General features: G+C 75.1%; 1 protein-coding gene. It reads right to left on the reverse strand.

The features are described 5' to 3' along the window. Positions 1-101: 101 nt before the first annotated feature. Positions 102-1,886, reverse strand: coding sequence for an ABC transporter ATP-binding protein (locus DZF91_RS24585; protein WP_117359642.1), 1,785 nt, complete (start codon positions 1,884-1,886; stop codon positions 102-104). Between the last annotated feature and the right edge of the window lie 149 nt (positions 1,887-2,035).

The raw sequence follows: 2,035 nt of genomic DNA on the forward strand, positions 1-2,035 counted from the left end.
CCGGACCCCGTCCGCCGACCACCGCCGGGACCCCCCGACCGCCGGCGGGACCCATCGACCACCGCCGGGCGGGCCGCCGACCGGCGGCGGGCCGGCCGCCGTCAGATCTTGCGCTGCGCCACCCAGGAGGCGTGCAGGTCGGCGTACACCCCCGGCACCTTGACCAGTTCGGACGCCGGGCCGCGCTGCACGATCCGGCCCTTGTCGAACACGATCACCTCGTCCGCCGCCTCCGCCGTGGACAGCCGGTGCGCGATCGACACCGCCGTCCGGCCCCGGGTCACGCCGTCCAGGGCGCGCTGGATGCGCACCTCGGTCGCCGGGTCCACGGCCGAGGTCGCCTCGTCCAGCACCAGCAGGTCCGGGTCGGCGATGTAGGCGCGGGCCAGCGCGACCAGCTGCCGCTCGCCCGCCGACAGCGACTCGCCGCGCTGCCCGACCGGGGTCGCCAGGCCCTGCGGCAGGCCGTCCAGCCAGTCCGCCAGGCCCAGCTCGGTGAGCGCGAGCCGCAGGTCGGCGTCCGAGGCGTCCGCCCGGCCGTAGCGGATGTTGTCGGCCAGCGACGCGTCGAACAGGAACCCGTCCTGCGGCACCATCACGATCCGCTCGCGCAGCGAGGCGAACCGGACGCGCCGCAGCGGCACCCCGTCCACCCGCACCTCGCCCTCGACCGGGTCCATGAGCCGGGTCAGCAGCTTGGCGAAGGTGGTCTTGCCCGAGCCGGTCTCCCCGACGATCGCGACCCGCGAGCGCGGCGCGATCCGCGCGTCCACCCCGTGCAGGACGGGCGGGCCGCCCGGATAGGCGAACCCGACGCCCTCGAACTCGACCTCGATCGGCCCGCGCGGCAGCGTCTCGCCGCCGTCGCCCGGGTCGGCGACGTCCGGCTCGGTGTCCAGCACCGACAGGACGCGCCGCCACCCGGCGATCGCGTTCTGCGCGTCGTTCAGCACCTCGGTCGCGGTCTGCATCGGCGACACGAACAGCGTCACCAGGAACAGGAACGCGATCAGCTCGCCCGCCGTCAGGTGCCCGCCGAGGCCGAGCAGCGTCCCGCACACCACCACGGCGGACGTCGCGAGCGCCGCGACCAGCTCGCTGGACGGGAACGTCATCGCGATCAGCCCCTGCGCGCGGGTCTGTGCGGTCCGGGTCGCGTCCACCGTCTCGTCCACCCGGCGGGCGGTGCGCTCCTCCGCGCCGTACGCGCGGATCACCGCGGCGCCGACGACGCTCTCGCTGACCACCGACAGCAGGTCCCCGGTCCGCTCGCGGACGCGCGTGTACGCCGCGGAGATCATCCGCTGGAACCGGCGCAGCGCCCACGCCAGCGGCACGAACGACGCCCAGACCAGCAGCATCAGCGGCCAGGAGTAGACCGCCATCAGCAGGCTCGCCACCACGAGCTGACCCGCCGACACGATGATCATCAGTCCGCCGAACTGCATGAACTGGCTGATCTGGTCGACGTCGCCGGTCACCCGGGACACCAGCGCGCCGCGCCGCTCCCCGCTCTGCGTCAGCATCGACAGGTCGTGGACGTGCCGGAACGCCCGCACCCGCAGCGCCGCCAGCCCGGTCTCGCTGCTCCTGTACAGCCGGATGTTCATCAGGTACGCGCAGACGGCCGTGACCAGCACGCCGACCGCGCACAGCGCCACCGCCGTCCGGATGAACGGCAGGTCCGGATGCCCGCCGTCCTTTCCGAGCCCCCGGTCGATCACCTGCTGCACCGCGACCGGGACCACGATCCGGCCCGCCGTCGCGACCAGCGCCAGCAGCAGCGTCCCGGCGAGCCCGGCGCTGAACTCGGGGCTGATCCGCAGCCCCCGCCGCAGGGTGCTCAGCGCGCTCTCGCGCGCGGCGGCCTCACTCAGCGCCGTCATGCCCGCTCTCCCATTCCGCCGGTCTCCTCCACGATCCCGCCCTCATCGGCGTCCGCCCCGCCGCCGAGGCCGCCCTCCACGCGGTCCGGCCCCGCCTGTGCGCCGTCCGGCCCCGCCTGTGCGCCGTCCGGCCCCGCCTGTGCGCCGTC

It is taken from the genome of Actinomadura logoneensis (assembly GCF_003428695.1).
GTDB classification, from domain to species: domain Bacteria; phylum Actinomycetota; class Actinomycetes; order Streptosporangiales; family Streptosporangiaceae; genus Spirillospora; species Spirillospora logoneensis.